This window comes from Caballeronia sp. LP006, assembly GCF_031450995.1.
Lineage (GTDB): Bacteria > Pseudomonadota > Gammaproteobacteria > Burkholderiales > Burkholderiaceae > Caballeronia.
In genome coordinates, this window is the sequence record NZ_JARTVW010000004.1 from 749,587 (window position 1) to 771,920 (window position 22,334).

The window sequence follows — 22,334 nt, forward strand, 5'->3', positions numbered from 1 at the left end:
GCTCAGTCGCCGTAGACGTCGAAGTCGAAGTACTTGTGCGCGATCTTCTGATACGTGCCGTCCGCGCGCATGTCGGTCACGGCCTTGTCGACCTTCGTCTTCAGCGCGGCATCGTCCTGGCGCATGCCCATGCCCACGCCGTGGTCGCCCATGGAAAGCGGCGCGCCGACGAACGCGAAGCCCGCGCCGCGCGCGGTCTTCAGGAAGCCGTGCTCCGCTTCGACGGAGCCGAGCAACGCGGCATCGAGCCGGCCCGCGACGAGATCGTTGAACACACCCTCCTGACTCTGATACGCAACGATTTCCACGCCGCCCGGCTGCCAGTTCTTCATGGCGTAGGTCTCGAACTGACTGCCGCTTTGCACGCCGACGTGCTTGCCGGCGAGACCCTGCGCGCTCGGCGCGAGCGACGCTCCGCTCCTTGCGATCAGACGTGAGCGGAACTGGAACAGCTTCGTCGAAAATGCAATCTGCTTCATGCGCTTGTCGGTGATCGCCATCGACGACATGATCCCGTCGATCTTGCGCGCTTGCAGCGCCGGAATCATCCCGGAGAATTCCAGCTCGACCCACTGGCAGCGCATCGCGATGCGGCGGCAGATTTCATCGCCGAGATCGACGTCGAAGCCCGCGACATGGCCGTCGGGCGTCTTCACATCCATCGGCGGATAACCAGGGTCGATGCCCAGGCGCAAGGTATCGGCGTCCTTCGCGCTTGCAACGAACGGAAACATCGCAAGCGTGGCGGCAAGAGCGCTGCTGAGCATGAACGTTTTGAACATGGGTCGGCGGGATATTTTCGGGATTGGAGCGCTCATGCTAAGTGGACAAAGCGCCCTAAAAAAGAGGCATTTTAATTATCATGATCACTTTTCGAGATCGCCGATGGAATTGACGCTGACCCAATTGCGAATCTTCGTGGCCGTTGCAGAGGCGGGCAGCCTGCGCGCGGCCGCGCGGCGTCTGACAATTGCGCAGAGCGGCATCACTCAGCAGTTACGCAAGCTGGAAGCGCTAGCGGGCGGGCCGCTTTTCGAACGCGATGTACGTGGCGTGCGGCTGACGAGCGCCGGCGAACGCCTGCGCGTGCGCGCCGATCTAATACTCGGCGAATGTGCGAAGACCGAAGAAGAGATGCGTCAGATGCGCGGCGAATTAACCGGCAGCGTTGCGCTTGGTCTGGCAGCCGATGCGACCATGCGGCTATTTCCCGCGCTGCTCGCGAGCTTCAGAGAGCGCTGTCCGCGTATCGATGTGCATTTGACGAGCGCGACGTCGCGCGTGCTGACGTCATGGGTGCGCGAGGGACGGCTCGATTTTGCCCTCGCACTCATTGCGCCCGACGCGGACATCCATGATATGGAGACGACACGGCTGTTTGATTCCAATGTCGCGGTGATCGCGCGGAAGGGGCATCCGCTTGCATGCGCGCGCAAGCTTTCGAGTCTCTGCAATGCCGAGTGGGTGAGCACGCGTCACGCGGGCAACAAGCTGTCCGCGCTATTCGACACGGCCCGGCTCACCCCGCCCAACGTCGCGGTGACCACCGAAGCGGTCTTCGACACGCTTCATTGCATTGCCGCAAGCGACTACCTCGCGCTCGAACCGGCGAGCCTCGCGGCGCATCCGTTCTTTCGGGAACACATCGCCGTGATCCCGATTGCCGAACGCGCCGCGCCGACGCCCGTCTGCCTGCTTCGAAGAGCGGGCGTGCCGCTCACGCCCGCGGCGCAAGAACTCGCGATGATGGCCGTATCGTTCGCGCGAATGCTCCCGCGCGCGGCGGATCAACGTGCCGAGTGACGCGCAGATGAACCCTTCGATGCAGCGCTGGCGTTCTTGCGCCGCGTTGCCCAGCCCTTCTTCGCGGCAGCCGAGCGATCCGCCGCCGAGCGCCGGCTTGCGCTTGCATGCGCCTGCCGCGACAGCGACTTGTGCGATGCCGCCTTCGTGCTTTCGCGCTTCAGCACGCGCGTGGACGTCGCGGAACGCTTTGCCTTCGACTCCGTGCTCGGACTCTTTCTCGTGCGATGCGCGGCTTTCGTGTCTTGTGCGGCTTTCTTGCGCGTGGCCTCGGACGTGGTGGCCTTCTTCGGCGTCTTAACCTTTACGCCGGAGCGGCGGGCTTCGGATAGACCGATGGCGATGGCCTGCTTCGCGGACTTCGCGCCATGCTTGCCCTCGCGGATGTGATCGATCTGTTCTTTCACGAAATTGCCCGCCTGGGTGCTGGCGGACTTGCCTGCGCGCTTCGCCTTGGTGGCGCTTTCGACGGTTTTCTTTTCGGGCATGTCGGTACTCCTTGGGAAGTTGACTTGCACCGGGAGAGGCGAGCAACGCACGTGCCCGCCTGCCGCTTTCCCTTACTGAGTAAGACGCAATACACCCAGGTTGCCCGCGATCTGCTGGAAGATCTGATTGAGCGTTGCGTTGTCGGGTGCGTGATAGTAGTTGCCGCTCGTCGCGCAGGATTGCATCGTGTTTTGCGCAGCCACGCTCGCCGAGTCCGTCCCGTAGGTGCCGAAAGTGATCGCGTAGATGATGATGCCGCTGTTCTTCATTGCCTGACAGATACCGAGCTGGAACGTATTGACGTCGTCCGGGCTGGACACCAAACCGTTCAGCGCGTTACCCGTGGAGTCGTACACCGTCGGCGACTTGAGCGTCTGATTGCCGAGCGCGAGCTGATTGAAGAACGGCTGCGGCATGGTCCCCGACGGATCGCCGGGATCGTTCTCGCCGTCGGTCAGAACGATAGCGACACGCTGCAACCCTTGCGTCGTTTCCGGACGCGGCAGCGTGCCGTCGTTCGAAATCCAGCCGTTGTTGCTGCCCGCCACCGACTTGGACCAATCCGATGAAAGCATGCGCCAGCCCCACAGCAGACCTGTCGGAATCAGAGTCGAGCCATTGGCCACCATGTTGTTGATGGCCGTCGTCAGCGCGTTCTGGTCTTGCGTCAGGAACACGGCAGGCTGGATGGAGCATGGCCGGCTGTCGTAGTCGCTGCCATTCTGGTCATAAGTGACCGTACCCGAATACGGATACTGCGCCATGAAGTTGGTCGGCACCGTGGTCGGCGTCTTCGACTGGCAAAGCCCCGGCGATGCGTAGTAATACGCGTAGCTGAGCGGCACGCCCTTCACGACCGTCGTGCCGTTCTTCTGCAGATTACAGTTGTTGTCGTAAGTCTGGACCGTGAAGCCGGTAGACGGTACGTTGAAATACCAGGGCGTGAAGCCCGGCGAATCCTTCGGCGCGTAAGCCTTCGGATAGACGTTGCCGGCCGTGTCGCGTGGCTCGACCGCGCATCCACCCCACTTCGACATCGACATGTTGGTAGGGTTGTAGGCGAACTGCTTGCTCGTGGTCTGCGTCATCCAGGTTCCGCTCGAACTGAGTGCCGAGCCGACGTTCACCATCGTCGTGAACGGCACGAGCCCGATATACGAGTCGTTGCCCTGCACGCCAAGGATATTCGCCACGAGCGAGTTGGCGGCATCCTGCAGGCCGCTCAGCTTGCTCGTCTTGCCGCCCTTGGCGGCGGCGGAAGCCATCGAGCCCGTGTTGTCGAGAATCAACGCGAGTTCGAGCGTGCTCTTGGGCACGCGCAACGCCGTATTGCTCGCCGAGATAGTTTGCGTGCTGGGCAAGGTGCTGCCCGAACTTCCGGAGCCCGAACCCGATCCACTCGACGATGTCGACTTGGTGTTGAGGAAGGTCGGCGCGTAGAGCGGCACCGAACCCGATGCCGACAGCTTGATGACCTGCCCGGTGGCTGGCGTCCCGCTCACCGACGCCGCGAAATTCTGGTCGGGCATGGTGAGCGACATGTAGCCCGTCGGCATGTTCGCGTTGTAATAGGCGCGCGCGTCGGCCTGCCATGAAGCGAGGTCCGCGCTCGTTGTCATTGCATAGTGCGAGAGGTCGGCACCGGCCGAAAGCGTCGCCACGTCGAGCGCCATCTGCATGCGGCCCTGCGTCTGCGCATAGTCGATGGTGTCGATCGCCGTGCACAGCGTGCCGATCATCATGCTCGCGGTCACGGCGAACAGCACGGTCAGCGCGCCCTCGTCGCCACGCACGAGTTGAGCGAGCGTGCGGGGTGCGGCGGGACCACCGAAGTTGGCGAAGAACGGCGCGCGCAGCGCGGGCGTCGCGCAGGAGGAAGCGCCGCGGCGCATCGGAAAGAGTCGGCGTTTCATCAGGAGCTCGCCAGGTCGAGCGGCTGGCCGGTTCGCGAGCGCACGTAGATGCGTTGATAAAGCGTCTGCGTGCCGACCGAGTTCTTCCAGAATGCGGAGGTCATGGCAAACGGGTTGAACTGGTAGTAGATCTCGACGATGATCGCCGAGTCGCCCGCGCGAAACGGCCAGGTCGACGGCAACGGCGCGGTGCTCGACACCTTGGTCGTCAGGCCCGACAAGTTCCACGGCGCCGATGCGCGCCAGTGAACGACGGCCTTGCCGGGATCCGTCCCCGGCTTGCCCGGCGGCAAGACGCAGGTCGTGGCATTGGTGTCGCACACCGAGGTGATGATGACCGCGCCCTGCCCGTTGATCGTATTGGGTGCGGCGAGCAGCGTGGCCGCCGACCACAGCGAACCGAGGTTATTGGCGTTGCTGGTGGAATTGTCGTTGATGACGCGCGGCATCTGACCGAGCGAATCGGCGAGTGTGAAGGTCGCATGTTCCAACACGCTCACCGCGCGCAGATACATGTACGCTTCGACGAAGCCGGTCAGGATCAGCGCCATCAACGGAAAGATGATCACGAACTCGATCGTGACGCTGCCGCGCTTCGAGCGCCACAGGCGGGAGAGAAAGCCGCGGCGGCGCGACGCGCTGGCAGCCCCGGAAGCGGATGAGCGAGCGTGGGTCATTTTTCGTTCTGCACGATGTAATTGCGCTGGAACGTCAACTGGTTGACGCCGAAGATACGGGGAATGCCGGTGATGGGCGGCATGGTCAAGGTGATGTTGTAGGACACGACATCGCCGAAATTGCCCATGCTGCTCTGGTAGTTGCTCGTGCCCACGTTGCTGTAAGTCCCGTAGGTCAGCGTATTGATCGTTATCGTCGCGCCGATGTTGGTCCAGCCGCCGAGCATGTTGTTGATGAGGTTCTGCGCCTGCTGATCGCGCGTTCCGCTCGCCGGCGCGCTGGTCGTGAGCCCGGCGCGCGACGCTTGCTGCGCGGCGATCTGCACGGTGGCGTCCACCATCATGTCGAGACCGAATTCGATCGTCGCCAGAATGAGGATGAACGAGAGCGGCGCGAGTATCGCGAACTCGATCAGCGAGCTGCCGCCGTCATCGCGCAAGAAGCGCGACACGTTGCGGTGTGCCCGGGCATGAAGCACGGCGCTCACCTGAGGCTCACGGCGGCTACCGCCGGCGCAGCGACGGGCGCCACGCTTGCGTTGGAGCCGCTGGTGGCCGACGCGCCCGAAGTGCCCGAAGCGCCGATACGCTGGCGCTGCAGTTCGTAGAAGCGCAGGTTGTCCTGCACCGACGCCTTCGGCAAATCGCGGCTCAGGATTTCGGCGGCGGCGTCATCGTTGCCGAGCAGACCGTAAGCAAGCGCGAGATCCTGGCGGGCTTGCGGCGGCGCGGCGGGAAAGCGCGTCACGTCGAGCAGCACGTTCGCGCCATCGCGCGGCTTGCCCGCCATGATGAGCGACGTGCCCAGGTTCACGGAAAGCGAGGTATCGCCGGGATTGCGCTTGAGCGCATCGCGCAGCACGGCTTGCGCCGTCGCGTGGTCGCCCTTCATGTCGTACGCGGCGCCGAGACCGGCGGCGGCAAGCGGATCGTCCGGGCTTTCGGCGAGCACATGCCGATACGTCGCGATGGCGTCGTCGAAACGGCGCTGATGAATCGCCACGCGCGCCATGCCGATGAGCGGCGCGGGGGCGTTTCCGTCGATGGCTGCCGCCTTGCTGTAATAGACGCCGGCGCGCGTAAAGTCGCCCACCGAGTAGAGCGTGTTGCCAAGGCCGGTCATGGCTTCGACCGAACGCGGGTTCGCCCGCAGAATCTTTTCGTAGATCGTGGTCGCCATGTCCATGTTGCCGGATTCGAGCGCGGATTCGGCGATACGCAATTCGCTCATCGCACCGGGAGCGCCGTCTTGCGAAACGGAGCGCATGCCGGACACCTGATGCGAGGTCGTGGCAGTGGTCGTGCAGCCGCTCGCGACGAGCGCGATGAGCACCGCGCCGGCAAGCACGGGAAGGCGGCGAAGATAGAAGTCGGTCTTCATTTGGTTTTGGCGATAACGTCCAGTAGTTGGAGCACGGCCGGCCCCGCGGCAATCACGACAATGGCCGGGAGAATGAACAGCATCATCGGCACGACCATCTTGGGGGCGAGCTTTGCGGCCTTTTCTTCCAGCGAGACGATGTGCTGCAGACGCTCGGTACGCGACAACGTGCGCAGCGCCTGCGTGATCGGCGTGCCGTAGCGCATCGACTGAGTGAGGGTGGAAATGAGCGCGCGGATCGAAGGCAGATCGATGCGCTCCGCGAGCCCGTTCAACGCGCGCGTGCTGTCGCCAGAAAGCTTCAGTTCGTCGGCGGTAAGGGAAAATTCGTCGGAAAGCGGCGGGCAGATGCTTGCGAGTTCGTCGGCCACGCGACGGATCGACACGCCGAGACTATTGCCCGCGTTGGTGCAGATCACGAGCAAGTCGAGCGCGTCGGGCAGCGAGGCGGCCATCGCCCTGCGGCGGCGGGCGCCCACGAAATTCAGCAGATATTCCGGAACGATCATGCCGACGATGAACACCATCAGCATCGCCGCGCCGCGCACCGCGGGATACGCGCCGATCATCGGAATATGCGAGCCCAGCATGACCGTGAGCGTCGCACAGATGAGCCCCACGCAGAATTTCGACGCCAGCAGAACCGAGACGGCGAGATTGCTGCGATAACCGCTTCTGATCAGCTCCTTGCGCAACTTCAGGCGATACTTGGCGTCGAAGAGCGGCAGCTTGTCGCCAATGCGCGCGAGACGGCGCATCACGCGCGCGCGAAAGTTGAGTTCGTCGTCGTTGCCGGTAGCGAGGTCGATACGCTCGGCATGCGCCGCGAGCCGCGTGCGCTCCGCAATGCGGCCGCGCTGGCCGCCATGGCGCGTCAGCCACCAACCCGCGAGCCCGGCAAAGAGCGCAATCAGCATCAGCAGGTTGATGAGCGTCTGGATCTGTTCCGGGTTCATCGCGAGGTATCCAGCTTCGAAATCTTGTTGATGACCATGAGTCCCATGACGATCGAGATCACGGCGAAGGTCAGGAGCTTGCTGCCGCTGTCGGTGTTGGTGAGCACCTTCATGTAGTCGCGGTTGAGGAAGTACAGGCTGCCGATAATGCAAGCCGGCACCGCCGCCAGAATCTTGGTGGTGATGCGCGCCTCGCCTGTGAGCGCTTTGGTCTTGACGCGAATCTCGCGGCGCGTGCGCACGATATTCGCCAGGTTTTCGAGCGTCTCGCCGAGCTGACCGCCGGTTTCCCGCTGCAGGAGCAAACACACGCAGAAAAAAGAGAAGTCCGCGATCTCGATCCGCTTGACCGCCACCGTCAGCACTTCCTCGAGGTCTAGACCCACTTGCAGGGAATCGCTCATGATCCTGAACTCGCTCCTGAGCGGCTCGGCGCATTCGTCGGCTGCCGTGGTGATGACGTGCGTGACCGGCACGCCCGCACGCACCGCGCGCACGATCAGATCGATCAGTTCCGGGAAGCCGTTGAGAAAACGGCGGCGAAAGCGCTCCACGAGAAAGTTGTACGCCTTGACCAGCGTGAAGACCGGCAGGAAGACGATCAGGAGCGGCTGGACGAAACTCGGCAGCGGCATGATGTCCACCATGCCGATGGCGAGCAGCTCGCCGAGAATCGCCGCGACGATCACGATGCGCATGCCGTTCTTCCCCGCCACCGTTTTCAGGCGCGAGACCTTGGGCCCGAGAAAGCGCGAGTACACGCTCTCCTGCTTCTTGACCTTGAACAGATTGATCTCGTTCTTGCTGGCGTTCTTTTCGGGCGAACCGTGCATCTCGAACGATTCGCGCATGCGCGTGCGAATGCGCGCATGCGGCTGGTTATTTCGCATGTCCTGCACGATGAAAAACATCATGCCGCCGAGAATTGCAATGACGAACGCGCAGATCGTGACGAGGTTGATCGTGTTCATGGCTGCATCGCCTCGAGCAATGCATCTTCGAGACCGTAGTACTGAGCGCGCTGAGAGAACGCCGGGCGCACCGCCGCCGATTCGTACGCGCCCTTCACTTCCTCGCTGTAGGCGGTTGCGTCGTAGCGGAACGTGAACAAGTCCTGCGTGATGATCACGTCGCCTTCCATGCCCACCAGTTCGGTGATGCGCGTGACGCGGCGCATGCCGTCACGCATCCGCTCGATTTGCACGATCAGGTGCACCGCGCTCGCGATCTGGCGGCGAATGGACAGGAGCGGCAGATTGCCGTTTGCCATCATCACCATACTCTCCAGACGCGTGATGCCGTCGCGCGGCGTGTTCGCGTGGATGGTGGTCATCGAGCCGTCGTGGCCGGTGTTCATGGCCTGCAATACGTCGAACGCTTCGGAGCCGCGCGTTTCGCCGAGAATGATGCGGTCCGGGCGCATCCGCAGCGCATTGCGCACGAGGTCGCGCTGCGTCACGGCGCCGAGACCTTCGGCATTCTCGGGGCGCGTTTCCAGGCTCACGACGTGCGGCTGCACCAGTTGCAGTTCCGCCGCGTCCTCGATCGTCACCGTGCGTTCGCCGTGACCGATGAAGTGCGACAACGCGTTGAGCAGCGTCGTCTTGCCCGAACCCGTACCGCCCGACACGATGACGTTGAGCCGGCACGTGCTCGCGAGTTTGAGCACGGTTGCCATCGCGAGGGACATGTTGCCCTGCTGCGCCATGCGGTGCAGCGTGATGTTGCGCTTCGAAAACTTCCGAATGGAAATCGACGCGCCATGAATCGCGAGCGGCGGGAGCACGACGTTGACCCGGCTGCCGTCCGCGAGACGCGCATCGACCATCGGGCTGCTTTCGTCGACGCGCCGCCCCACGCCCGCCGCAATCCGCTGCGCGACGTTGGTCACGTGCGCGTTGTCGCGGAACTTGCAGTTCGTGAGTTCGAGACGGCCGTGGCGTTCCACATAAACCTGATCGGGACCGTTCACCAGCACGTCGGTGATGCTCTCGTCGGCGAGCAGCGGCTCGATCGGCCCGAGGCCGTACATGTCGTTGAGCAGTTCGCCCACGATCTGCTGCTGCTCGGACATCGTGACGTTCAAACCTTCGCGCTCGGCTATCTCCATCACGAGCTGCTCGATGCCCGGCTTCATCTGCTCGCGCGTCTTGCCGACCACCACCGATGCGTTCATCGAGCCGAACACGCCTGCGCGAATCACCTTGAACAGATCCGAGCGCACCAGCGATTCGCTGCTCTCCGCCACGTGCAAGCGCGCGGGCGCGTCCGCCACCGGAATGGCCGGCTCGGCAATACTCGCCTGGTCGGATGCTCCTTCTTGAGCCGGTGCAAATGCAGAATGCGTCGCCCGGGATGCCTGCTTCTGCCCGAACATCAGCCTCTCCTCAGACTGAACTTGCGCAGCAACGAACGCCCGGCGGCAGCTTGCTGGCCGGTGAGATCGCTCGCAATACGCGTAATAGCCTGATTGAACCCGTTCGGCGTCTTATCTTTGGGCGCTTCGCCAAGGTTTTCGGCGGTGGCGAGCGCCTTGGCTTCGAATTGGATCTCATGCAGAACGGAGCGGCCCACCGCCGACATGAAGTCGTTCGGCTGCACCTTGCCCGCGCTCACCGCACTCGGGTTATTGAGCAGGATCGAGGTCGGCGGATTGTTGTCGCGATTCTCGATGTAACGCAAAAGGCGGATCGACTCGCGCGTCGAATGCACGGAACGGTCGGTCACGAGATACGCGCGGGACGCATGGTTTAACGCTTCCTGCGACAACGGCGCGCTCGGATTGCCGATATCGATGATCACATAGTGAAAGCTGTCGCACAGCAGTTCGATCACGCGGGCGAGCGCACCGGGCTTGTACGGCGGCTCGGCGCCGTAGTCGATATCCGCGGTGAGCATGAACAGACGGCTGCCGTTCGCCATCAGCGTGCGCTCGACGTATTGCGGATCGAGACGATGCGCATTTTCCAGCACGTCCGAAAGACCATTGTTGCTCTGCGTGCCGAGCATGCAGTTGGCGGCGCCGCCGGTGAGGTTCAGATCGACATACGCGACCCGCCGATGCGTGGTGTCTGCCAGATGTCGCGCAAGATTGAGCGCGAGCGTCGTCACGCCGACGCCGCCGCGCGTGCCCGCGAACGCAATGGTCTTGCCCGTGCGCGTGAGCGTCACCGGCGTCACCTTGCCGTCGGCGGTGTTGACGGTGCGCTTGAGCAACTCCACCGTCAGCGGCTTGACGAGATAGTCATGCACGCCGATCTTGAGCAGGCTGCGGAACAGGCCGACGTCGTTGCGCTCGCCAATGCCGATCACCTGCACCGAAGGCTCGCACACTTCGGCAAGCCGGCCGAGGTCGGACAGAGGCATCGCCGAGTCGTGCAAATCAACCAGCAGAAACTGCGGCGAACGCTCGAGCTTGGTGACATGCGAGATGGCATCGTCGATACTGCCCACCGCGATATGCGCGTGCGGCATCGCCTGCTCCAGCACGAAGGCTTTCAGAACCTGCTCGGTCTGGCGGTCGGCGACGAAGGCGATGAAGTCTGCGGCCCGCACGGCGGACTTGCCTTTGATCAACGAGAATTCAGTGGTGCTCATGGCGTCGGTGTCTCGAAGGCGCGCTTACTTGCCATTGCGCGTAGTCGTCGTGGTGTCGAGCGGAATCACTTGACCCGTCTCATAGCGATGCACGGCGCTCGCGGCGACCGCGGCATCGGCGGGGCCGAGCGTCTGCGGATTCACGAGGTCTTGCGGGTTCGCGACCTGCGCCGCGAGGTTGGTGTAGGTGGCACAGCCCCATTGCATCGACGGGCGTCGCACGCCGGAATCGAACAACAGCGAGGCGCGCGTGAGTTTCTCGCAGTCGGGCGGCACGGCGGCGTTGCCGTCGTAACCAATGACGCGTGAATCGGGCATGCTCACGGGCGGCTTGATGAAGCAGCCAGCAAGCGGCAAAGCGAGCGAGCAGGCGGTGAAGAGCGAAATGAAACGTGCGTGGTTCATGGCATCAGGCTCAATAGACGTAGCCGGCCGCGCCGACGAGACGAGGGTTTCCCGGTGCCGATTCGGTGCCCCCAAACATTCGGGCGAAACCATATTCGATGTCGCCGCTCGGCGACACCAGCGACTCGATCGGTGTGCGCAGCTTGGCCGGATCGGTCGGCTCGACGATATACGGCGTCACCATGATCACGAGCTCGGTCTTGTTGTTCTGGTAGTTCGACGAGGAAAACAGCTTGCCGAGCACCGGGATCGAGCCGATGCCGGGTACTTGCGATACGAGGTCGGTCGTATTGCTCTGGAGCAGCCCGCCAATGGCGAAGCTCTGACCGCTCGCCAGTTCGACGGTGGTATCCGCGCGGCGCACCGAAAGGCCCGGCACGGTCACGCCGTTGGTCGTCACGCTTGCCGTCGTGTCGATCTGGCTGACTTCCGGCCGCACTTTCAGGCTGATGCGGCGGTCGTTGAGCACGGTCGGCGTGAAGTCGAGCTTGACGCCGAACTGCTTGAATTCGACCGTGATCGCGCCGTTGATCTGCGACACCGGAATCGGAAACTCGCCGCCCGCGAGGAAGCTCGCCGTCTGGCCCGAAAGCGCGACGAGATTGGGCTCGGCGAGCACCGTGAGCAGGCCTTCCTGATTCAGCGCATCGACGAGCGCGCGGATATCGGTGTTGGCCGTCCGGAACCCGCCGAACAGCGAGTAAGCGTTGTTGGTCGCGAGATTGAGCGGATAGGTCACCGAGCCCGACGAAGTCGTGATGGGCTGGTTGTAGTTGTAGATCTGACGGCCGCTGAAGATGCCGCTATACCAGTTGCCGGCCGCGCTGCCGATAGCCTGCCAGTTGATACCCCACTGCTGCGTCACGTTGCGGTCCACTTCCGTGATCCGCACACGCAGTTGAATCTGCAAGGGCTTGTCGATGGTCATGCGATTGACGAGCACTTCCTTGTCCGCGAGCATCGGCGTGATGGCCTGCACGACCGTATCCGCCTCGGCGGGATTCTGCGCCTGGCCCGTCAGAATGAGCGAGCCCTGTATGCCGTTCACATCGATATTCGTGTTGGGAAAGCGCGCCTTCAGCATGGCGCGCAACGCGACCATGTCGCGCGTCACGACAACGGTCTTTTGAAAGATCGGCTTGTTGTTCGCGCCGAGCGCGTAGACCGTGGTGGAACCGGCCTTCTTGCCGAGCACGAAGACCGCGCGCGGCGACGGCACCTGCACATCCGCGATGCTCGGGTCGGCCACGAACACCGAAACGGCGTCCTCGGGCAGATGAAGCATCGAGCCTTTGCCTGCATCGAGTGCGAGTACGCCCTGGCTTGCCTCCGCGGTAACGGCACCTTTAGACGGCACGGCACCTGCGCCCGGACGAGCCGCGACGTTGATCACCTGAGCGCCGGCGGCATGCGCGAGCGGCGTCAGGCCGAATGCCGCGCACACGAGCGCGAGCAGGCTCGCCGCGGTGGGCAGCATCGGCGTCGATCTCCAACTGAACTGCGTTTTCATGACTATCTTTTCCTTGGTCGCCGGATCACCGCCGGCTTGGGGCATTAGCGCTGGACGGGAAGCGACGGAACGCCGGGCAACGGTGGCGCGTTTTCGGGCGCCCCGCCTGCCGCCTGGGCGACGTTCTGACCATCCGACTTTTCCGAGCCCCGATAAACCATCACGGTGCGCGGCATGGGCGGCGCGGCGGCCACGCCAGGCGCGCTCTGCGGCGCGCGGCTTGCGTGCGGCAACGAGCGAACGGCGCGCGAGATGTCGCCGGCCCAGATTGGCGGACGTTCGGTCGACGTCGCGCTGGCTGCCGCGGCGGCGGCGGCCGGATCGCGACTTGCAGTAGCAAACGAGCGCAAGGCGAGCGAGAGACTGCCGAGGCGCGCGGCAACCGCCACGACTTCGCCCATGCGCGGCGTCACTTCGAGCGTGACGGTGCGCGCGCGCGCGCTCATATCGGGTACATCGCTGCTGGCTTTCGGGCGCTTGATTTCTGAACCGACGGCCAGTACGCGCACATGTTCGACCACCGTTTCGCTCGACACCGCGAGGTCCGGCGAATCGGTGCGGCGGTCCATCTGCTGCGTGAGGATCAGGTCGATGTAGTCGCCCGGCTGGATCAGGCCGGCATTGCCGGAGACATCGTCGACGGCTACGGAGACGGCGCGCATCTCGGGCTTGAGCGTCGCGGCGAGAAAGCCCGGCGCGTTCGGCAGAATCACGTCGTCGGCGACGAGTACCGCGCCGCTTTCGACCGGATGGCGCAACAGCGCACCCTTGAGTTCCGGCGCATTCTGCGCGCCCGACACGACGGCATTGACCGGCACTTCGTTGGCCGGCATCGGTTTCCAGGTGATGTCCTCGTCACGCAGAAGCAAGCCCTGCGGCAAGGCGGCTGCACTGACCAGCACCTTCTCCGTGTTGACGGTGGGCGCGGACGGCTTGCTCGCGCTTGCCACCACCACACGCACGACCAGAGCGATGAGCAGGGCGCCGACGAGAAGAACGGCGAACTTGATGAAGTTGGACATGTGAGTGCCGGCCTAATGCGTCATTAACAAGGGAAGCGCGGCCGGCAGCACGATCACAAGACCGCCGCCGAGCGCCAGCGCCACGCCGTAAGGCACGCCGCGCGCGCCGGAGAACATCGCCAGCGCGCGCATGGGCGACGATGTCTGATCGGCCTTCATGTTGCGGGTGGCGAGACTGACGAGGGACACCACGGTCCCGATCAGCGAGATGAGCGTGAGAGCCGGCAGCGACAGACTGACGCCAGCCCAGAGAAAGATGACGGCCGCGAGTTTCGCATCGCCTCCGCCGAGCATCTTTGCGGCGAAAAGCGCGGCGCAGACCGCGAACACGACACACGCGAGTATCAGATGCGCGATGATCTCGTCGAGCGACAGCTTTCGCAGCAACGCATCGACAAAGAAGAGCGAACCGATCGCAAGCACGATCCCGGTCGGCAGGCGACGCGCACGGACATCGATGACGGCGAGCACCAAGAGCGCGCACAGCACGATGAGACGGATGGCAAGGGATGCGAGCAGCACGATGGACCGGATACCGAGTGAAAGAAAGGGGGAGATCCGCGAGACGCGGATCTCGAATACGTCGTTACTTCTGGGCGGCGGTGACTTTGGTGTTGAGGTACGTGAACCAGCCCGAAACGCTGGTGCTGAACGTGCCTGCCACGGCGACGAGCGCCACGCCGACGATCCCAGCCAGAATCGCGTATTCCATCGCGCTGACGCCACGTTCGTCGCGGATGAATTTCTTGAAAAACTTGGTCATTTTGGTCATTCCTTGTTTTTGCATTGAGTAGGTAGGTGCGGCCCGGCATTAGGGGTACCGGGTACAGCAATCCTAGCTAGAGCCACAAGGAATTACTTCGCCATTTAGAGGCCGGAAATGGCCTTAATTCGACGTTTTAAAATGAATGAACTAGACCGCTGTCGGCAAACAACGCTAAAACTTTATAGAGAGAAATTTTTCTTTTAGCGGGTTTGAAGCGTGTCTTGACAGCGAGCGCGCGACTCTTCGTGTCTTTGTATTTTTTTCAGAAAACGTTTGCCAAGCGTACGGGCTCCGCCTTTACATGCAGGGCTTCGACGGCGTTCGAGGCCGTCACTCCGACCGATGCTGCTTAATATTCAAGCATCGCTAAAACCGGATATCGCGCTGTAAGGTTAATGCTACAACCATTAATACCTGCTTGTCACGCGCTTTAGCACGTTCTGCAAACTTTTTGTTTAACCTTGAGCGCGACTGTCATCGTGCGCAATATCCCACTATTTCTTTTCCTTGCGTCTGGCATCGTTCGGGAAAATCGGCATGTCGATATCCTTGCTCGCCGAGCGCAAGTCGTCACGCGCTTCCTCCGCCAGTTTTGCATAGCGCTTACGAAAAATGGCCAGGTCTTTCTCGTCGAGTTCTTCGAGGTCGAGTAAAGCGTTATGCGCGTTGTCCACTGCACGGATCAATTCATCGAGCTTGATCTGCATGGCGGCCGTATCGCGGTTCTGGGTGTTCTGGATGAGGAACACCATGAGAAACGTGACGATGGTCGTCGACGTGTTGATGACAAGCTGCCATGTGTCGCTGAAGTGAAAGATCGGCCCGGAGACGGCCCACACGATCACCAGCACGACCGCAATGATGAACGTCGACGCATGTCCCGCCACGCGCGAGAGACCATTCGAGAATTTGAGGAACCAGGAAGACTTCATGTGAGCATCTCTCGGTCGTTATCTTGTGCGCGGTTAGAATACCTTCTGTGAAAGCCAAGCCCACACTCCATTCTGCTATCGACTTCAATGCCGCGTCGGACATCGTGGCGCGGCGGCTGATCGGCGCCATCGTCACTTTCGATGGCGTCGGTGGACGTATCGTCGAAACCGAAGCATACGACCGCGAAGATCCCGCTTCGCATACTTTCTCGGGTCTCACGCCGCGCAACGCGGTCATGTTCGGACCGTCCGCTCATGCTTATGTCTATCGATCCTATGGCATCCACTGGTGTCTGAACTTCGTTTGCCGCGAAGAAGGTCATGGCGCCGGCGTGCTGATTCGCGCCATCGAGCCGCTCGTCGGACTCGATCTCATGCGCGAACGACGCGGGCTCGAACCCATCAAGCTGCTTTGTTCCGGTCCGGGCCGCCTAGCGCAAGCCCTGGGCATCACGCATAAGCAGAACGGCATGTCGCTGCTCGAAGCGCCGTTCTGCGTCGAAGCACCGGACGATGCAGTCGATATCGTGAGCGGGCCGCGCATCGGCATTTCCAAGGCAATGGACGTGCCCTGGCGCTTCGGCCTCGCCGGGTCGAGGTTCGTGAGCAAACCCTTTCCATCCTCTTCTTGAAACATCATCCACTCGATTGAGACGCGCGAGCATCTTTCCGAGCCTGGAGAGCATTCACGCGATTCCGGCAAAGACATACAGTGCATCCATGCCACGACACATGGCAATCAACCAAAAGGAGCACACCATGTCCCGCATTTCCAAAGTCGATGTGAACGAAGCCACGGGTGACACCGCCGAACTCTTCGCCAAGATCAAGAAGGCCGCAGGCCGCGTACCCAATGCGTATGCAACCGTCGGCACGCATAGTCCCGGCGCGCTCGCGGCATCGCTCGCCAATGACGCGACGCTCGCTAAAAGCAGTTTGAGCAAAGCCGATATCGAAGCCGTGAAGCTCGCCGTTAGCGGACAGGCAGGTTGTGATTATTGTGAAGCCGCGCACACGGTCGTCGGCAAGCTGGCCGGTCTCACGCAGGAAGAAACGAAGCAGATTCGCGCGGGTATCGCCACTGGCAACGATAAACGCGATGCGCTCGTGCGCTTCGTGCGCGAAGCCACCGGTTCACGCGGCACGGTGAAAGCCGAAGTGCTCGATGCCGTGCGCGCGGCAGGTTACAGCGACGCGCAAGTGATCGACGCGCTCTTCGCCGCGAGCGTCATCAACTTCACGAATCTCTTCAATCGCGTGAACGACACCACGCTGGACTTCCCAGCGCTGGTTTAACTCTCGCGGCCACCCTTGCCGATCTTGTCGAGCACCGCGCTCACGATATCGATCGGTATGGGGAAGACGATCGTCGTGCTCTTGTCACTGGCGATCGTCGTCAACGTCTGCAAGTAGCGCAGTTGCATGGCTTGCGGCGCCTGCGCCAGCATCTGAGCCGCTTGCAGAAGTTTCTCGGATGCCTGCAACTCCCCTTCCGCATGAATGATCTTCGCGCGGCGCTCGCGCTCGGCTTCGGCCTGGCGCGCGATGGCGCGGATCATCGTCTCGGCGATATCCACGTCCTTGATCTCGACATTCGATACCTTGATGCCCCAGGCATCGGTCTGGGCATCGAGCACGCGCTGAATGTCGCTGTTCAGGCGCTCGCGTTCCGAGAGCAGATCGTCGAGTTCATGCTTGCCGAGTATCGCGCGCAAGGTGGTCTGCGCGAGCTGACTCGTGGCTTCCAGAAAACGCGCGACCTGAATCACCGCTTTCTCCGGATCGACGACGCGAAAGTACACCACCGCATTCACCTTCACCGAGATGTTGTCGCGCGTGATGACATCCTGCGGCGGCACGTCGAAGACGACGGTCCGCAGGTCCATCCGCACTACTTGCTGCACCGCCGGAATGATCAGCACGAGCCCCGGCCCCTTCACTTTCCAGAAGCGGCCGAGCGTGAACACGACGCCGCGTTCGTACTCGCGAAAAATGCGCACCGACGAAAGCACGAGAATGATGACGAGCGCAATGACAATGCCGCCAAACCCAAAAGTAAGCCCCATTTTTAATGCCTCGTTAGTGTTGATGCGATTGCCGGTCGCGCTCCAGCGCTTCGACCATGAGCGTCAGTCCGTGCCGCGACAGCACACGCACGAGCGCGCCCTCGCCTGGAAGTTCTCGCGATGAAGCCGTCTGCACGCGCCAGCGTTCACCGTGCACACGCGCCCAGCCACTTGCGGGCGCGGCGCCGGTTGCATCGAGCATCACGCCGATACTGCCTGGCATCGCTTCGCTGCCGCTCACCACGGGCCGCTTGCGCGCCTTCAAGGCGACGCTCGACACGCCGAACACGAAGAGCGCGGCCACGATAGCGAACCCCGTCAGAGGCTCAAGGGCATGCCGAAGGCAGGCACTCCGCTATTGACGAGCATGAGCGCGCCGGTCGAAAACACAATGATTCCGCCGATGCCGAGCGCGCCGAAGGTCGGCAGGAACATTTCCGCGACGAGTAAGCCGAGCCCCAGCACGACGAGACCCAGACCGGCGGAGTCGAGTGGCAAGAACGTGGCCATCAGCGACATATGACTGAGCCACTCGGAAAGATGGGTTTTCATGGGCGACGACCGCTGGGGACGATGCTGCTTTCAGCTTACGCGCGAAATGCGCGCTCAGGGCTGCGTTGTCGTCCGGTCGATGATCTTTTCGACATCGGCGGTCTCGCCTAATTCCGATACGAAGCGCGCTTTGTCGAAATCGCGCGTGACGCAGCCGTCGAGATAGATGAAGCGGCGCTGCATCGTAAGCCACAGGCTGGTGTGCTCGCGCCACTGCAGCGACGCGTTGAGCGCGTTGAGGCGGCGCGTCGTGCTCTCGGCGATTTCCCGGTCGTACGCGTAGCTGTTCGAGAGGCGGCAGCGTCCCGCGATCCAGCAGCTATTGCCGCGCTCGATGCGGTAATGCGCTTCGTCGCGCCATTCCTGTTCGGTTTCGACGGGACCGCGCGGGGTCGGGCAATTCGCGATTGCTTTCGATACTTGCATGAACGGGTCGTCACCGCGATTGACGCGTGCTTCATCGGCGAGTGCCGCAAGCGTGATGGGCAGCAGGCACGCCAACGCGGTCAGATAGCGCCATCCGGGCGGGACTTTCGATGTCATCGCTCTTTGCTCCCTTGCCAAAGCATAGCCGGTAGACTGACAGAAGCATCTTCCCGCATCTTTCGCATCTTTTCGAACGGGACCGACATGAAACAGGCACTTCAACATCTGACGGTTGCAACCGGCTCGCGCGGTTTGCACGAAGTCACGCGCGCCATCGACCGCTGGGTCGATCATCAGGATATCCGCACCGGCTTGCTGACCATCTTCTGCAGACACACGTCCGCGTCGCTCTTGATTCAGGAGAACGCTGATCCCGACGTGCGCACGGACCTCGAACGCTATTTCGAAACCGTCGCCCCCGAAGCGCCGGGCCGCTATGTCCACGACGCCGAAGGTCCCGACGACATGCCCGCGCATCTGCGCACCGCGCTCACCACCGTCCAGCTCTCGATTCCGGTCGAAGCAGGCCGCATGGTGCTCGGCACGTGGCAAGGCATATACGTATTCGAGCACCGCACGGCATCGCATGATCGCGAACTGGTGTTGCATCTGATCGGCGAGTGACCTAATATACGCTCCGCGTACATTCAAGGAGCGACGACCGTGAGCCAGCAACAGACCGTGCTTCGCGACGCCATGCGGCGTCTGAACATGACCCGCGATGCCTTCGCGGCCCGCATCGGCGTGTCGCGGCGTGCGCTGGACACATGGCTTCTGCCGGACGAGTCGCCGGAATCGCGCGCCATGCCGGAGATCGCCGCGCGCTATGTCGGCGAGATTCTGGACGGCATGCCCGAGGGTGGAACATCTACGCAAAGCGTATATCCGTCGATTGCATACGAAGGCCGCCCGCAGCTCGTCTCCATCGATCAGTTCTCGCGTGAATCGGCCGAAGCGCTCTTTCGCACAGCGGACATGATGCAGCCCATCGCGCGGCGCCGCAAAATCACGCGCGTGCTGGAGGGCGCGGTGCTGGCGAACCTGTTCTTCGAGGCGAGCACACGTACCCGTGTGAGTTTCGGCTCGGCGTTCTGTCGGCTTGGTGGCTCGGTGGTCGACACGACCGGCTTCACGTTCTCGTCGATGGCGAAGGGCGAATCCATCTACGACACGAGCCGCGTGATCAGCGGCTATGCGGACGCTATCGTCGTGCGGCATCCCGAGCAAGGCTCCGTCGCGGAGTTCGCGCGTGCGACCAACATTCCCGTGATCAACGCTGGCGACGGCCCCGGCGAGCATCCGAGCCAGGCGCTGCTCGACCTCTACACGATCCAGCGCGAGTTTTCGCGGCTCGGGAAGATAGTCGATGGCGCGCATATCGCGATGGTCGGCGACCTCAAATATGGCCGCACCGTCCATTCGCTTGCCAAGCTGCTCTCGCTTTACAAGGGCCTCAAGTTCACGCTGATTTCGCCGGGTTCGCTGGAAATGCCGGCGCATATCATCGAGCGAATCGCGCGAGGCGATCATGTCATCGAACAGACGAGCGATCTGCGCGCGGGTCTTGCGGGCGCGGATGTCGTCTATGCCACGCGCATTCAGAAAGAGCGTTTCGCGGACGAGTCCATCGAAGGCTATACGCCGGACTTCCAGATCAACCAGGCGCTCGTGAACGAAGCCTGCGGACGCGACACGCTCATCATGCATCCGCTGCCGCGCGACAGCCGTCCCGGCGCGAACGATCTCGCCACCGACCTGAATCACGATCCGCGTCTTGCCATCTTCCGGCAAACCGACAACGGCATTGCAGTCCGCATGGCGATCTTTGCCGTTCTGCTAGGCGTTGAGCATCAGGTGCGGCATTCCATGCGCGACGCGACGTGGAAATCGCCGGCTTCCATCGGCCCGGACGACGCGGTTTTTCCGGGCTTCGATTGATGAGATTTTTACGCGCCGCATCTGTTTCCTGATACGGCGTTGACAAGGCCCCGCGTATGCTTATATCAAGAAAAGACGCGATGGAGCCCGATCATGGATATGACACTTGCGCAGTTTGCCGGCCATCACGGCGGCGCTTGTCAGCGGTTGCGGATCATGGCGCGCGCCCGCATGGCGAACGACGATGCATCTTGCGAGCGCATCCGCCAGTTGTTTCACTCGCCTCTCGGCGTATATGTCAGTCAGGCGCAGCGTGAAGGATGCGCCCTAAGGCTCGAATTCGATGTAGCGAGCGAAGACCTTGCGTTTACATTACGCACTTTGCGACGGGTCATGCCGGAAGCGCGGGTCGAAGGCGTCGGTCCGCGAGTGTTCGCGCATCGAGTGATAAGCCGTGAAGCGCATTGACCCGTTGCCGCGCGACTGACTGGGGAAGTCAGTCGCACATGCAGGACGTCAACGCGGCGGCGCAATCTGCTCGGCGGGTGACTCACTCGGCAGACGATCCGCCCACGGTTTCATCTGTGCGAACCACTCGTCTGAAGGGACGAAGGTGTCGGGGTCCATCTGAATGCCCCGTTCGATCTCCGCCTCCTCTTCCGGCGTATTGCGGTAAAACCTGTACGATGCTTCGCTCATATCTCTCATTCTCCCGGTTATTGGCGCGACGCAAGCTGATGATTCGCAATGCGCCGCCTTGCTGCGTGAACACCACGCAATGTACTTTCCCTTCTATCGGCACGAAGCCGACCTCGCGTACCTCGCCGTAGTCGCGACGAGCGTCTGCGTGACACATCACCTCTCGCCACGCGATTTCCCGCGTACGTTCCAGCGACATGCCATGACGATTGACGTTCGCCGCGTCCTTCTGCGGATCGAACAAGATGTCGATGTGCATTATCGTGACTACATGAAAGAAGTTTGACAAGAGGCGTTCAAGCGGCGTCACAAAATTTTTCTTCGTGATCCGAATGAAACAGCCTGCCGTCATTCTTGCTCTCTCGTCACGGTTTCTCTATAGACCGATCGGCTAACGCGCACGTGTGATCCTGCAGTTCTTCCGACGAAGCCCAGTCGCCCGGTTGCACATGATCGTTGAGAAGAAAGAATCCGGGCTTGCCATCGGGCAACCATGCGCCGGCCAGCAACAGCGTCTGGTCGCCCATCGTTTGTCCGCGACGCGCCGCGTAAGGCGCGAGCAGCGCAAAAGGATCGGTATGCGTAAGATCCGCGTCGTCGATCCGCATGGCGTCGTACCGATGCCCGCGCAAGCGCACCGGCAACGGCGCCCATTCGCGGCCGATGCCCGGCCCGACTTCGCGCAACGTCTGCGCGACGTCGGACGCGAGGCAGTCGATATGAATATGCAACTGGTTCTGCGTGCGCCCGCTTGCCGAGTTGATTGCAAGCGACACTTGATCGCGTGGCAAGGAGCGGCGAAGCTTGTCATCGACATAACGGCGCGCTTGCCATGCGTCGCGCCAATAATTCGGCGTCTGCGGCTCCAGTATCAAGGGACTTTCGATGCCGCTCACACGCGCCGTCGGAATCAACAGATATTGCGCGACGCCCACGATATCCTTCAACACCGCGTAGCCGCCCGCGAGATTGACGTCGGCGCATTTCTGCCTGACCGGCGCGCCCTCGGCGGCGGGCTCGCAATAGTCGTGGACGATTTCCCACAGCGCGTTCGGATTCGCCGCGCGCGCAGTGGAAAGCGTCGTGCAGAAGGCCGTCGTGACAGCGAGAAGGCAAAGCTTGTGGAGGTTTCGCATGGGCATGATTCGGGCAGCGCTGGATAAGAGGACAGCGTGCCGGATTATGCTTGCAAGCGTGTGAACATGCTTCGGATGTGACCAAGCCCCGTGCAGCGTCGAGCCACACGAGGCCGGTTCGAACCA

At 62.3% G+C, this 22,334-nt stretch carries 26 protein-coding genes and 1 pseudogene; 6 read left to right on the forward strand and 21 right to left on the reverse strand.

The window, feature by feature from the left end:
- Nucleotides 1–2 precede the first annotated feature (2 nt).
- Nucleotides 3–767 carry a transporter substrate-binding domain-containing protein gene (locus tag P9250_RS13535; protein WP_310393521.1) on the reverse strand — a complete coding sequence of 255 codons (765 nt, stop codon included), beginning with the start codon at nucleotides 765–767 and terminating at the stop codon, nucleotides 3–5.
- A 118-nt stretch (nucleotides 768–885) separates the two neighbouring features.
- Here P9250_RS13535 and P9250_RS13540 point away from each other — a divergent pair, with 118 nt between their 5' ends.
- A complete protein-coding gene (locus P9250_RS13540; RefSeq protein ID WP_310393523.1) occupies nucleotides 886–1,803 on the forward strand; it encodes a LysR substrate-binding domain-containing protein in 918 nt (305 codons plus the stop codon).
- Here P9250_RS13540 and P9250_RS13545 read toward each other — a convergent pair.
- The 15 genes from P9250_RS13545 to P9250_RS13615 form a co-directional block, all read right to left on the reverse strand.
- Nucleotides 1,788–2,291, reverse strand: a complete 504-nt coding sequence (locus P9250_RS13545) for a DUF6496 domain-containing protein (RefSeq protein WP_250467337.1) — start codon at nucleotides 2,289–2,291, stop codon at nucleotides 1,788–1,790. The two genes, P9250_RS13540 and P9250_RS13545, sit on opposite strands and share 16 nt — an antisense overlap.
- Before the next feature lie 72 nt (nucleotides 2,292–2,363).
- On the reverse strand, nucleotides 2,364–4,205 hold the full coding sequence (locus P9250_RS13550) for a VWA domain-containing protein (RefSeq protein WP_310393525.1): 1,842 nt from the start codon (nucleotides 4,203–4,205) through the stop codon (nucleotides 2,364–2,366).
- Nucleotides 4,205–4,882 carry a TadE/TadG family type IV pilus assembly protein gene (locus P9250_RS13555; RefSeq protein WP_250493554.1) on the reverse strand — a complete coding sequence of 226 codons (678 nt, stop codon included), beginning with the start codon at nucleotides 4,880–4,882 and terminating at the stop codon, nucleotides 4,205–4,207. The genes P9250_RS13550 and P9250_RS13555 overlap by 1 nt, the downstream gene beginning before the upstream one ends.
- Complete coding sequence (locus P9250_RS13560) at nucleotides 4,879–5,361, reverse strand: TadE/TadG family type IV pilus assembly protein (protein ID WP_244829401.1); 483 nt, start codon at nucleotides 5,359–5,361, stop codon at nucleotides 4,879–4,881. The genes P9250_RS13555 and P9250_RS13560 overlap by 4 nt, the downstream gene beginning before the upstream one ends.
- Before the next feature lie 5 nt (nucleotides 5,362–5,366).
- Nucleotides 5,367–6,263, reverse strand: coding sequence for a tetratricopeptide repeat protein (locus P9250_RS13565; RefSeq protein WP_310393528.1), 897 nt, complete (start codon nucleotides 6,261–6,263; stop codon nucleotides 5,367–5,369).
- Nucleotides 6,260–7,219 carry a type II secretion system F family protein gene (locus P9250_RS13570; RefSeq protein ID WP_244829399.1) on the reverse strand — a complete coding sequence of 320 codons (960 nt, stop codon included), beginning with the start codon at nucleotides 7,217–7,219 and terminating at the stop codon, nucleotides 6,260–6,262. The genes P9250_RS13565 and P9250_RS13570 overlap by 4 nt, the downstream gene beginning before the upstream one ends.
- Complete coding sequence (locus tag P9250_RS13575) at nucleotides 7,216–8,190, reverse strand: type II secretion system F family protein (RefSeq protein WP_244829398.1); 975 nt, start codon at nucleotides 8,188–8,190, stop codon at nucleotides 7,216–7,218. Before P9250_RS13575 ends, P9250_RS13570 begins: the two co-directional genes overlap by 4 nt.
- Nucleotides 8,187–9,596: a CpaF family protein gene (locus P9250_RS13580; RefSeq protein WP_244829397.1), complete on the reverse strand. Its 1,410-nt coding sequence runs from the start codon at nucleotides 9,594–9,596 to the stop codon at nucleotides 8,187–8,189. Before P9250_RS13580 ends, P9250_RS13575 begins: the two co-directional genes overlap by 4 nt.
- The gene (locus P9250_RS13585; RefSeq protein WP_250467341.1) at nucleotides 9,596–10,816 is read right to left on the reverse strand and encodes an AAA family ATPase; all 1,221 of its coding nucleotides are present in this window, start codon (nucleotides 10,814–10,816) and stop codon (nucleotides 9,596–9,598) included. The genes P9250_RS13580 and P9250_RS13585 overlap by 1 nt, the downstream gene beginning before the upstream one ends.
- Nucleotides 10,817–10,840: 24 nt before the next feature.
- Nucleotides 10,841–11,221 (reverse strand): CpaD family pilus assembly lipoprotein, encoded by a 381-nt coding sequence (locus P9250_RS13590; RefSeq protein WP_244829395.1) that lies wholly within the window; start codon nucleotides 11,219–11,221, stop codon nucleotides 10,841–10,843.
- Nucleotides 11,222–11,231: 10 nt separating this feature from the next.
- The gene (locus P9250_RS13595) at nucleotides 11,232–12,731 is read right to left on the reverse strand and encodes a type II and III secretion system protein family protein (RefSeq protein ID WP_310393532.1); all 1,500 of its coding nucleotides are present in this window, start codon (nucleotides 12,729–12,731) and stop codon (nucleotides 11,232–11,234) included.
- Between the two features lie 44 nt (nucleotides 12,732–12,775).
- Nucleotides 12,776–13,753, reverse strand: a complete 978-nt coding sequence (gene cpaB / locus P9250_RS13600; protein WP_244829393.1) for a Flp pilus assembly protein CpaB — start codon at nucleotides 13,751–13,753, stop codon at nucleotides 12,776–12,778.
- Between the two features lie 12 nt (nucleotides 13,754–13,765).
- Entirely contained in the window at nucleotides 13,766–14,275 is a 510-nt protein-coding gene (locus tag P9250_RS13605) for a prepilin peptidase (protein ID WP_250467343.1), read from the reverse strand.
- A gap of 64 nt (nucleotides 14,276–14,339) precedes the next feature.
- A complete protein-coding gene (locus tag P9250_RS13610) occupies nucleotides 14,340–14,516 on the reverse strand; it encodes a Flp family type IVb pilin (RefSeq protein ID WP_244829391.1) in 177 nt (58 codons plus the stop codon).
- 497 nt (nucleotides 14,517–15,013) lie between these two features.
- Nucleotides 15,014–15,451, reverse strand: a complete 438-nt coding sequence (locus tag P9250_RS13615) for a low affinity iron permease family protein (protein WP_244829390.1) — start codon at nucleotides 15,449–15,451, stop codon at nucleotides 15,014–15,016.
- 47 nt (nucleotides 15,452–15,498) lie between these two features.
- Here P9250_RS13615 and P9250_RS13620 point away from each other — a divergent pair, with 47 nt between their 5' ends.
- Together P9250_RS13620 and P9250_RS13625 are read left to right on the forward strand one after the other, a co-directional pair.
- A complete protein-coding gene (locus P9250_RS13620; protein ID WP_244829389.1) occupies nucleotides 15,499–16,083 on the forward strand; it encodes a DNA-3-methyladenine glycosylase in 585 nt (194 codons plus the stop codon).
- A gap of 127 nt (nucleotides 16,084–16,210) precedes the next feature.
- Entirely contained in the window at nucleotides 16,211–16,747 is a 537-nt protein-coding gene (locus P9250_RS13625) for a carboxymuconolactone decarboxylase family protein (RefSeq protein ID WP_310393535.1), read from the forward strand.
- On the opposite strand, the gene P9250_RS13630 is transcribed toward P9250_RS13625, so the two are convergent.
- The 3 genes and pseudogenes from P9250_RS13630 to P9250_RS13640 form a co-directional block, all read right to left on the reverse strand.
- Nucleotides 16,744–17,517 carry a slipin family protein gene (locus tag P9250_RS13630; protein WP_244829387.1) on the reverse strand — a complete coding sequence of 258 codons (774 nt, stop codon included), beginning with the start codon at nucleotides 17,515–17,517 and terminating at the stop codon, nucleotides 16,744–16,746. The two genes, P9250_RS13625 and P9250_RS13630, sit on opposite strands and share 4 nt — an antisense overlap.
- Nucleotides 17,518–17,530: 13 nt before the next feature.
- Nucleotides 17,531–18,015 (reverse strand): annotated as a pseudogene (locus tag P9250_RS13635) (NfeD family protein); the annotation flags it as partial.
- A 108-nt stretch (nucleotides 18,016–18,123) separates the two neighbouring features.
- Nucleotides 18,124–18,612, reverse strand: coding sequence for a BON domain-containing protein (locus P9250_RS13640; protein ID WP_310393537.1), 489 nt, complete (start codon nucleotides 18,610–18,612; stop codon nucleotides 18,124–18,126).
- Between the two features lie 87 nt (nucleotides 18,613–18,699).
- On the opposite strand from P9250_RS13640, the gene P9250_RS13645 reads away from it, so the two are divergent.
- The 3 genes from P9250_RS13645 (at nucleotide 18,700) to P9250_RS13655 (ending at nucleotide 20,841) form a co-directional block, all read left to right on the forward strand.
- Entirely contained in the window at nucleotides 18,700–19,119 is a 420-nt protein-coding gene (locus P9250_RS13645; protein ID WP_244829385.1) for a secondary thiamine-phosphate synthase enzyme YjbQ, read from the forward strand.
- Nucleotides 19,120–19,191: 72 nt separating this feature from the next.
- Complete coding sequence (locus P9250_RS13650) at nucleotides 19,192–20,433, forward strand: aspartate carbamoyltransferase (RefSeq protein WP_409014898.1); 1,242 nt, start codon at nucleotides 19,192–19,194, stop codon at nucleotides 20,431–20,433.
- Nucleotides 20,434–20,526: 93 nt separating this feature from the next.
- Entirely contained in the window at nucleotides 20,527–20,841 is a 315-nt protein-coding gene (locus P9250_RS13655; protein ID WP_244829384.1) for a hypothetical protein, read from the forward strand.
- A gap of 82 nt (nucleotides 20,842–20,923) precedes the next feature.
- Here the strand turns inward: P9250_RS13655 and P9250_RS13660 are convergent, their stop codons facing one another.
- Together P9250_RS13660 and P9250_RS13665 are read right to left on the reverse strand one after the other, a co-directional pair.
- The gene (locus P9250_RS13660; RefSeq protein ID WP_310393539.1) at nucleotides 20,924–21,424 is read right to left on the reverse strand and encodes a BrnT family toxin; all 501 of its coding nucleotides are present in this window, start codon (nucleotides 21,422–21,424) and stop codon (nucleotides 20,924–20,926) included.
- 13 nt (nucleotides 21,425–21,437) lie between these two features.
- Complete coding sequence (locus tag P9250_RS13665) at nucleotides 21,438–22,208, reverse strand: CDP-diacylglycerol diphosphatase (RefSeq protein WP_250526838.1); 771 nt, start codon at nucleotides 22,206–22,208, stop codon at nucleotides 21,438–21,440.
- Nucleotides 22,209–22,334 lie beyond the last annotated feature (126 nt).

What these genes read in the sequence shown, in the direction of transcription:
- P9250_RS13575 (WP_244829398.1), bottom strand. Translation starts at nt 8,190, where the DNA reads ATGAACACGATCAACCTCGTCACGATCTGCGCGTTCGTCATTGCAATT.
- P9250_RS13595 (WP_310393532.1), bottom strand. Translation starts at nt 12,731, where the DNA reads ATGAAAACGCAGTTCAGTTGGAGATCGACGCCGATGCTGCCCACCGCG.
- P9250_RS13660 (WP_310393539.1), bottom strand. Translation starts at nt 21,424, where the DNA reads ATGACGGCAGGCTGTTTCATTCGGATCACGAAGAAAAATTTTGTGACG.
- P9250_RS13645 (WP_244829385.1), top strand. Translation starts at nt 18,700, where the DNA reads ATGAAACAGGCACTTCAACATCTGACGGTTGCAACCGGCTCGCGCGGT.
- P9250_RS13655 (WP_244829384.1), top strand. Translation starts at nt 20,527, where the DNA reads ATGGATATGACACTTGCGCAGTTTGCCGGCCATCACGGCGGCGCTTGT.
- P9250_RS13650 (WP_409014898.1), top strand. Translation starts at nt 19,192, where the DNA reads ATGCGGCGTCTGAACATGACCCGCGATGCCTTCGCGGCCCGCATCGGC.
- P9250_RS13640 (WP_310393537.1), bottom strand. Translation starts at nt 18,612, where the DNA reads ATGACATCGAAAGTCCCGCCCGGATGGCGCTATCTGACCGCGTTGGCG.
- P9250_RS13555 (WP_250493554.1), bottom strand. Translation starts at nt 4,882, where the DNA reads ATGACCCACGCTCGCTCATCCGCTTCCGGGGCTGCCAGCGCGTCGCGC.
- P9250_RS13550 (WP_310393525.1), bottom strand. Translation starts at nt 4,205, where the DNA reads ATGAAACGCCGACTCTTTCCGATGCGCCGCGGCGCTTCCTCCTGCGCG.
- P9250_RS13625 (WP_310393535.1), top strand. Translation starts at nt 16,211, where the DNA reads ATGTCCCGCATTTCCAAAGTCGATGTGAACGAAGCCACGGGTGACACC.
- P9250_RS13545 (WP_250467337.1), bottom strand. Translation starts at nt 2,291, where the DNA reads ATGCCCGAAAAGAAAACCGTCGAAAGCGCCACCAAGGCGAAGCGCGCA.
- P9250_RS13580 (WP_244829397.1), bottom strand. Translation starts at nt 9,596, where the DNA reads ATGTTCGGGCAGAAGCAGGCATCCCGGGCGACGCATTCTGCATTTGCA.
- P9250_RS13540 (WP_310393523.1), top strand. Translation starts at nt 886, where the DNA reads ATGGAATTGACGCTGACCCAATTGCGAATCTTCGTGGCCGTTGCAGAG.
- cpaB (WP_244829393.1), bottom strand. Translation starts at nt 13,753, where the DNA reads ATGTCCAACTTCATCAAGTTCGCCGTTCTTCTCGTCGGCGCCCTGCTC.
- P9250_RS13570 (WP_244829399.1), bottom strand. Translation starts at nt 7,219, where the DNA reads ATGAACCCGGAACAGATCCAGACGCTCATCAACCTGCTGATGCTGATT.
- P9250_RS13615 (WP_244829390.1), bottom strand. Translation starts at nt 15,451, where the DNA reads ATGAAGTCTTCCTGGTTCCTCAAATTCTCGAATGGTCTCTCGCGCGTG.
- P9250_RS13565 (WP_310393528.1), bottom strand. Translation starts at nt 6,263, where the DNA reads ATGAAGACCGACTTCTATCTTCGCCGCCTTCCCGTGCTTGCCGGCGCG.
- P9250_RS13590 (WP_244829395.1), bottom strand. Translation starts at nt 11,221, where the DNA reads ATGAACCACGCACGTTTCATTTCGCTCTTCACCGCCTGCTCGCTCGCT.
- P9250_RS13610 (WP_244829391.1), bottom strand. Translation starts at nt 14,516, where the DNA reads ATGACCAAGTTTTTCAAGAAATTCATCCGCGACGAACGTGGCGTCAGC.
- P9250_RS13630 (WP_244829387.1), bottom strand. Translation starts at nt 17,517, where the DNA reads ATGGGGCTTACTTTTGGGTTTGGCGGCATTGTCATTGCGCTCGTCATC.
- P9250_RS13535 (WP_310393521.1), bottom strand. Translation starts at nt 767, where the DNA reads ATGCTCAGCAGCGCTCTTGCCGCCACGCTTGCGATGTTTCCGTTCGTT.
- P9250_RS13665 (WP_250526838.1), bottom strand. Translation starts at nt 22,208, where the DNA reads ATGCGAAACCTCCACAAGCTTTGCCTTCTCGCTGTCACGACGGCCTTC.
- P9250_RS13585 (WP_250467341.1), bottom strand. Translation starts at nt 10,816, where the DNA reads ATGAGCACCACTGAATTCTCGTTGATCAAAGGCAAGTCCGCCGTGCGG.